This is a genomic window from Candidatus Pyrohabitans sp. (assembly GCF_054014795.1).
In genome coordinates, this window is sequence record NZ_JBPMGE010000009.1 from 1 (window position 1) to 7,458 (window position 7,458).

A 7,458-nucleotide genomic window follows, 5' to 3' on the forward strand; every position below is an offset into this window, starting at 1 on the left:
CGTGTATACTAACCGCATCTGCACCCAGCTTGAGCGCCTCCTCAACAGTAGCAACAAGAACCTTGTGGTTGGGGTCAGGAGAAAGGGAGGTGCTCCCGCTAAGATGCATTATTAAGCCGATGTCACGACCATAACCGCGGTGACCGAAGATCGCCGCACCTTTGTGCACAATCGCAGCATTCGCTCCACCGTCTGAGATGGCGTTGGCCATGCTCTTTATGTCAACTATGCCCGGAATTGGGCCGAGACTGACGCCGTGGTCCATGGGCACGATTATAGTTCTGCCTGTCTCGCGATTAAATATCCTCTCAAGCCTGACGCGCTTGCCTATCTCACTCATGGCTTCACCCCAGAAACTTTCTCAGCCACGCAGCTTCGACGATATCCTCCCCCAGATTCTCAAGCCTGCCCTTCTTAACCGCCGAGATTATCCGCGATGTGACCTCCGCGTGGGCCTCATCGCGCTCGTACTCCACAAGCGAGGGGTTGAGCCTCTTCCACACCTCCCCCGGCAGGAGGCTCTCCACCTCTGGATTGAAGTAGCGCATCGCATCGCGCAGGTCTTCCTCAAAGTTGACGTAGATATCTGGCAGGAACTCGAAGTCGCGCTCCCTGAGGGCGCTCAGCCCGAGAAGCTCCGGGGGCAGGCCTATGGAGTAGAGGGCGCAGCAGAAGGGAATCGCCCTGGGCAGGGAAACCTCGCCAACCTCACGGGAGTAGCCGAATAAGCCTATATGCAGCTTTCTCCTGCGCCTCGCTGGCACGTGTTTTGCGATGAGGTTGATGAGCGGTGACAGCAGGCGCAGGAGTTTCTCATACTCACCGCTTGCCCTCTCCATAACCTCAAGACACTTCTCCTCGCTCACAAAACGGGGCTGCTTCCTGCGCTTTGACTTTATCTCCTCTATGGCCTCCCTCACGATAGCCTCTGGATAATCGTACTTGAAGGCGCTCTGCAGCGTAAAGGTCTGAACACTGGGGTACTCCCACAGGCAGTTGTAAACATTTGTAGGCTTGAAATTGCCCCTGAAGGGTGCAGAACCCACGCCGATTATGGGCAGAAGCTCAATGCTCAGCTTCTCAGCCAGCCTCCATATCCGCTGCAGTGCTATCTTGTTGAGTAGCACTGCGCTCAGCGAGCCATAGTTCATCGCCGGGTCGGAGCGCGCCAGAAATACGCGCTGCGCAGAGATGCGCTTATCAGATAGATACTCCTCCAGTATCTCATGGCTGCGCAGCATACTCTCCCGGTCCTCTATGAGCGGGATGACATTTATCTCCTCCGGCTTGAAGTCCCCTATCCACTCAGCGATGGTTATATCTCCTGCGAAGAAGCGCCTCCCGGCCTTGCCTGAGACGAAGTTTTTATAGTAGTAATACACGCGGTTCAGGGAGGCAGCAGAAGAGGTCATGGGCAGTATAACCTCAAAAATCGGAGCGATATCCTCACCGTAGAAGGCTCTGGCGATATCGAAGTTGCGCGGTATGCTCTCCAGCGTCTCCAGCAGTATCTTGGCCTCGGTGCGCTCCACCTCCGGGTTGGGCACGCGAAGGGTGAGGAAAACCTCCCTTCCCAGCTTACTGGTGCGAAAGAAGCGCTCATAGCGGGAGAGCAGCTTCTCCACCACAAAGTTGTCAACCTCCTTGCCCTCACAGTCCCACATCTGCTCCTCTATTCCGAGGTGGGAGAAGGCGTAGTAGGCCTCCTGAATCTCATCCTCGCCTCCCAGCACAGAGTTGTGGGAGAAGAAGGGCGTTGTTACATTATCTGGATGCTGCGTTGACATACATCTTGGCACAGCCATGCTCTACATCTCCAGGAAGTTCCTGATAATCTTTTTGCCCTCACTGGTTAAAATGCTCTCCGGATGGAACTGCACCCCGGTGATGGGGTGGCGGCGGTGGCGTACGCCCATGACCACACCATCATCGCTGCGTGCACTCACCTCGAGCTCAGGTGGCAGCGTCTCTTCAACTATCGCCAGTGAATGGTAGCGCGTTGCTATGAAGGGATTTGCGACGCCGCGATAAATCCCCTTACCATCGTGGGTAATCTTGCTCACCTTGCCGTGCATGAGCGTCTTTGCCCTAGCCACCTTCGCCCCGAAGGCAACGCCTATCGCCTGGTGCCCCAGGCAGACGCCAAGGATGGGCACGCTCTTACCCAGCCTTCTGACAACCTCCACGCTCACTCCGGCTTCTTCAGGCACACCCGGACCGGGGGATATAATTATCTTCTCTGGCTTCAGCCTCTCTATTTCGGCGATAGTCACATGGTTCCTTCTCACAATTACCTCCGCGCCCAGCTCGCCCACATACTGGTAGAGGTTGTACACGAAGCTGTCTATGTTGTCTATGATGAGCACCTTCATCCTAACCACCAGCAAGTTCTATTGCACGGAGCATCCCCCTGCCCTTATTTCTGGTCTCCTCGTATTCACGCTCCGGTATTGAGTCTGCCACTATACCCGCACCCGCCTGCACATAGGCTTTTCCACCCTGAATAACTATGGTGCGAATCGTTATGGCAAAGTCCATCTCGCCCGAGAAGGAGAAGTAGCCCACAGCGCCTGCGTATATTCCTCTGCGAGTAGGTTCAAGCTCCTCTATAATCTGCATCGCCCTCACCTTCGGTGCGCCGCTCACCGTACCCGCGGGAAAGCAGGCTTCGAGAGCGTCGAAGGCATCCTTATCCTCGCGAAGCTCTCCCACCACGTTGCTCACGATGTGCTGCACATGGGAGTACTTCTCCACGCTCATGAACTCGTCAACTACAACACTTCCGAAGCGCGCCACCTTGCCCACATCATTCCTCCCCAAATCCACCAGCATCACATGCTCAGCGCGCTCCTTCTCGTCGTTTACCATCTCCCTCGCCAGAGCCTCATCCTCGACCACATCCTTCCCTCTGGGCCTTGTGCCGGCGATGGGGCGCACCACCACCCTACCACCTTCAACGCGCACAAGTATCTCCGGCGAAGAGCCCACTATTGCCTTGTCGCCCAGCTCAAGGCAGTACATGTAGGGCGAGGGATTAATCTCCTTCAGCGCCAGGTAGGCGGCGAGGGCATCGCCAGTGTAGGGTACCTCAAAGCGCTGGCTCAGCACCACCTGAAATATGTCTCCGGCGTAGATGTACTCCTTTGCCTTTGCTACTGCTCTCTCGAAATCTCTGCGGGTGAAGTTGCTCCTCAACGTAAGAGTGCGCTTCCCTTTCCTCTGTGAGTGCACACGCCCAGAGCGCTTCAGCACTTCTTCAAGCCTGTCAAGCGCCTCCACAGCGCGCATATACTCTTCCTCAAGGTTCTTCTCGCTGTCCAGGATTAAATTGGATATAAGCAAAATCTCCTCGCGCCAGTGGTCGAAGGCGATCAATTGCTTGGCAAAAAGGAATAGGGCATCCTCATGGCAAAGGTCGTCCCTGGTTGCGCTGCCGATGTCCTCGAAGTAGCGCACCACATCGTAGGCAAAGAAGCCTATGAGTCCGCCGAAGAACTTTGGCAGCTTTTCGCCGATTACCTCATAGTCGACAAAGCGGCGCAGTGCTTTGAGGGGGTCGCCCTCTATCCTCTCCTCCCTGCCGTTAACCCTGAGCACACCGTCTTTCAGTGCTATAACCTCCTCGGGCCCGGCGCCGAGGAAGGAGTAGCGCGCCACCTTCTCGCCGAAAATTGCAGACTCCAGCAGGAAGGAGTAGCTCATGCTGCTGCGAAGCGCTGCATACACGTCAGCTGGCCTGAGGCCATCGATGGGAAACCTGCGAATAAGCGGCACCACGCACCTCTGCCTACCGGCGACTGCGCTTTGAACCTCCTTTAAACCAGGCTCACGCATACACCAGCCTCCTGGTGGCCTCCTCTATGTCCCTGCTGCGCATTATGCTGGTGCCAATCAGCGCAGCATCGCAGTGGCGGAGCACCCGCTTCAGCTCCTCTGTGCCTGAAATGCCGGAGGCAGAGATTTTTATGCCCTTCACCAGCCCGGCAAGCTTCTGGCTGCGCGAGAGGTCGATTTCCAGCGTGTCCTTATCGCGGTTGTTGATCACATAGATGTGCGCACCGCTGCGCTGCGCAAGGCGAACATCACGCTCAGAGTGAACCTCCACCAGGGGCTCTATTCCGAAGTATCTGCACCTGGCTATTAGGGCGCTGAGCTTATCCTCTGAGAAAAAGCTGGAAATTAAGAGCACACTGTCGGCGCCGTAGTAGTAGGCCTCGTCCACCTGCGATGGGTCGAAGATGAAGTCCTTGCGTAGCACTGGCAGGGTACTCACCTCCGAGGCGCACCTGAGGTACTCCAGGCTGCCCCTGAAGTACTTCTCCTCAGTGAGCACAGAGATGCCGCACGCCCCGCCCCGCTCCATGGCGAGGGCGATTTCCTCCACGCCGCCCGGTGTGCGTATCTCACCCCTGGGTGAGGCAAATTTCACTTCGGTGATAACGGGATTTATGCCGCGCCTTTTAGCTGCTGTAATCGCCTCTTCAAAGCTTCGCGGCTTCCGCTCCGGCTCTACTCTGATACTGAATCTTCTGTACCTTCTCCTGCAGTCGGCGAGTATTTTTGCAAACATCCAATCACCAACGTTTATTCTTGTCCATCAATGAGCAACAAGGGCTGTTATAGTATGGCATAGAAGTATTTAAATGTTGTGGTGGGGACGTTCCAATTTCTAAACGATAGCTTTGGAGCATAACCCAAACTCTAATGGTGCTATATATGAAGGCCGACCTTATCCTGCTTCACCCGCCCAGCATCTTTGACTTTCGAGAGAGACCCATCCTCTGGGGACCGATAAACGACCTCGTGCCCTCGACACCTGTTTTTGAGATGTACCCGTTGGGCTTCGTGTCCATAGCCTCGACCCTTGAAAAGCACGGCTATCGGGTGCGCATAGTAAACATAGCGCTCCGAATGCTTCGGGACCGCAATGTCAACCTGGAGGAGTACATCAGGAAGATGCACCCCCAGGCTTTTGGCATTGACCTTCACTGGCTGCCCCATGTTCACGGCGCCCTTAACCTTGTGAAGCTGTGCAAGCGTGTGCATGAGGATGTGCCCATTGTGATGGGCGGCCTTTCTGCGAGCTACTTTCACGAGGAGCTCTTAACCAAGGTGCCCGAGGTGGACTACGTCCTGCGGGGAGACTCGACAGAGAAGCCTTTTGTACAGCTCATGGAGAGCATAGCTGGTGAGAGAAAGCTCAGCAGTGTGGACAACCTGAGCTACCGCAATGGCTCAAAGGTGAGGGTAAACCCCATCCGGTATGTGCCTGAGAACCTGGATGAGTTCCACCTTGACTACGACTATGTTTTCAAGAAACTCATCAGGGCGCGCAGCCTCGACATGCTCCCCTTCTATGAGTTTCTGAACAGACCTATAATGGCGGTGCTCACGCGCAAGGGATGCGAAAGCAACTGCATAGCCTGCGGAGGCTCCGAGTATGCCTACGCCAAAATATGCGGCAGACACCGCGTCGCCTTCCGCAAGCCCGAGATGGTGGTGAGGGACATACTCAAGATACAGGAGTTCAGGGCGCCGGCCTTTGTTCTGGGAGACCTGGCAATTGGCAGCCAGAAGTATGGCTTGCGCGTGCTGGAGCTTCTCAGAAGGGAGGGTGTGGACATCCCCATCATATTCGAATTCTTCACACCGCCACCGCGAGGCTTCCTGAGAGAGCTTGGCAGGAGTGTTAGCGACTTCACCATCGAGATGTCCCCCGAGTCGGGTGATGAGCAGGTGAGGGAGATAATCGGCAGGAAATACTCCAATGCCGCGCTTGATAAGATGATTGGCGACGCCTTTGACGCTGGTTGCAGGCAGTTTGACCTCTACTTTATGATAGGCTTGGGAGGCCAGAGCAGGGAGAGCATAGAGACGACCCTGAAGGTTGCCGAGAGTCTGGTTGAGCAGCACCGCGGCAGCAGGCTCCTGCCCTTCATCTCGCCCTATGCTCCTTTCTTAGACCCGGGTTCAATCGCCTTCGACAACCCGGAGGCCCACGGCTTTATCAAGTATGCACATACACTCATGGACCACTACTCGCTCCTGGACCGCGGACTCACATGGAAGGACCTCTTAAGCTACCGCACAACGCACCTGAGCAGAGAGGACATAGTCGACCTCTCCTATTCCTCTGCCTTGAGGCTTGCTCAGATAAAGGCAAACGCTGGATTAATATCTCAGGAAACCCTTGCCGAAATAGAGCGCAGGATAGCCATCTCAAAGGATATGATGTATTTTGTGGATGCGCATAGAAAGCAGGGAACTCTCGGGGAGGAGCAGGTTAAGGCTTCACTTCGCGAACTCATGGAAAGGCTCATGATAGACCGCAGGGAGCTGGACTGGTCCCAGGGGCTTAAGATGAAGAGAATGCTCGCCCTCTTCAAAAAGTTTTTGAAGAGTCTTTTTTGAGATTTTCTGCTCCAAGAAAGATATTTATACTACTTATACCATATAAACTACTATGACCACCAAGTCGATTAAATTGAGTGAGGAAACCTACACCAGACTGGTTGAGATAGCAGGTAAACTTCAGGCTGAGCTTAAAAGACGCGTTTCAATTGAAGATGCAATAAGGTACCTTATGGAGAAGAAAATAGGCGATCTTGCAGGATCCTGGGAAGTCAGCGACGAAGAGGTACGTGAAATTAAAAAATCGCTGAAAAGGGGCTGGAAAACTTGGAAACGCTGTGCTTAGACACAGACGTTCTGATAGATTTTCTGAGAGGAAACCCAGCAACTGCAAATGAGATACGGCAACTTGAAGATGAATTTGAACTTACAACTACCACAATAAATCTATTTGAACTTTACTATGGCGCATTTAAAACTGAGAAGGCAGAGAAAAATGTCAAATCTGTTAATGAGCTGGCAGGCAGACTTGAACCACTGAAATTCACCGATGAGTCAGCAGAATTTTCCGGAAGAATAATAGCTGAATTGGAGAAAGAAGGTCGTTTAGTGGATTTCAGAGATGCGATGATTGCAGGAATAGTGCTGGAAAATAATGCCTTGTTGTACACCAGAAACCTGAGACACTTCAGAAGAATAAGAGGAATCAGATTGTACGAGGTATGACTACGCAGCTCCCTCAGGTGGCGGCACCTCAACCACCGTAAGGCGTTTTAATCCGCGCTTTTCTCTGGCTTCGTTGATGCTGTGGGCAACCTCTTCGGAGGGCACAACCAGGGTGTGGACCTCCTCATCCTCAACGGCGGGGGTGAACTCTCCGCGCACCTCCACCACTTCGTACCTGCCGGGGTAGCGCGCTGCCAGCAGCTTCCCCAGCTTCCTTATCTTTAGCTTCAGGCGCTTATCCTCGTCGTCTGCCACGATACCTACAAAAACGAACTCCGCACGTTTGAAAGCCTCCTCCAGAAGGCGCTTCTCATAGTTCTCAAGCTTCTCGAAGCTTCCTATCACAGCGCTTTTGCCAACGTAGTACATGCACCTGAGCAG

At 54.1% G+C, this 7,458-nt stretch carries 9 protein-coding genes; 3 read left to right on the plus strand and 6 right to left on the minus strand.

Annotated features, from left to right (window positions below; genetic code table 11):
• The 5 genes from ACXJJW_RS00795 to ACXJJW_RS00815 form a co-directional block, all read right to left on the minus strand.
• On the minus strand, nucleotides 1–340 hold a 340-nt coding region (locus tag ACXJJW_RS00795; RefSeq protein ID WP_503417193.1), incomplete at its 3' end, for a beta/alpha barrel domain-containing protein.
• 4 nt (nucleotides 341–344) lie between these two features.
• The gene (gene ppcA, locus ACXJJW_RS00800) at nucleotides 345–1,805 is read right to left on the minus strand and encodes a phosphoenolpyruvate carboxylase (protein WP_456473814.1); all 1,461 of its coding nucleotides are present in this window, start codon (nucleotides 1,803–1,805) and stop codon (nucleotides 345–347) included.
• A gap of 3 nt (nucleotides 1,806–1,808) precedes the next feature.
• On the minus strand, nucleotides 1,809–2,372 hold the full coding sequence (locus ACXJJW_RS00805) for an anthranilate synthase component II (protein ID WP_456473815.1): 564 nt from the start codon (nucleotides 2,370–2,372) through the stop codon (nucleotides 1,809–1,811).
• Nucleotide 2,373: 1 nt separating this feature from the next.
• Nucleotides 2,374–3,834 (minus strand): anthranilate synthase component I, encoded by a 1,461-nt coding sequence (trpE, locus tag ACXJJW_RS00810; protein WP_456473816.1) that lies wholly within the window; start codon nucleotides 3,832–3,834, stop codon nucleotides 2,374–2,376.
• Nucleotides 3,827–4,570, minus strand: coding sequence for an indole-3-glycerol-phosphate synthase (locus tag ACXJJW_RS00815; RefSeq protein WP_456473817.1), 744 nt, complete (start codon nucleotides 4,568–4,570; stop codon nucleotides 3,827–3,829). The genes trpE and ACXJJW_RS00815 overlap by 8 nt, the downstream gene beginning before the upstream one ends.
• A gap of 146 nt (nucleotides 4,571–4,716) precedes the next feature.
• Between ACXJJW_RS00815 and ACXJJW_RS00820 the strand changes: the two genes are divergently transcribed.
• Genes ACXJJW_RS00820 through ACXJJW_RS00830 form a run of 3 tightly spaced genes read left to right on the plus strand, consistent with a single transcriptional unit; the run spans nucleotide 4,717 to nucleotide 7,077 of the window.
• Entirely contained in the window at nucleotides 4,717–6,411 is a 1,695-nt protein-coding gene (locus ACXJJW_RS00820) for a TIGR04190 family B12-binding domain/radical SAM domain protein (RefSeq protein WP_456473818.1), read from the plus strand.
• A 52-nt stretch (nucleotides 6,412–6,463) separates the two neighbouring features.
• Nucleotides 6,464–6,697, plus strand: a complete 234-nt coding sequence (locus ACXJJW_RS00825) for a hypothetical protein (protein WP_456473819.1) — start codon at nucleotides 6,464–6,466, stop codon at nucleotides 6,695–6,697.
• A complete protein-coding gene (locus tag ACXJJW_RS00830; protein ID WP_456473820.1) occupies nucleotides 6,679–7,077 on the plus strand; it encodes a type II toxin-antitoxin system VapC family toxin in 399 nt (132 codons plus the stop codon). Before ACXJJW_RS00825 ends, ACXJJW_RS00830 begins: the two co-directional genes overlap by 19 nt.
• On the opposite strand, the gene ACXJJW_RS00835 is transcribed toward ACXJJW_RS00830, so the two are convergent.
• On the minus strand, nucleotides 7,078–7,458 hold a 381-nt coding region (locus tag ACXJJW_RS00835), incomplete at its 5' end, for a nucleotidyl transferase family protein (RefSeq protein WP_503417194.1).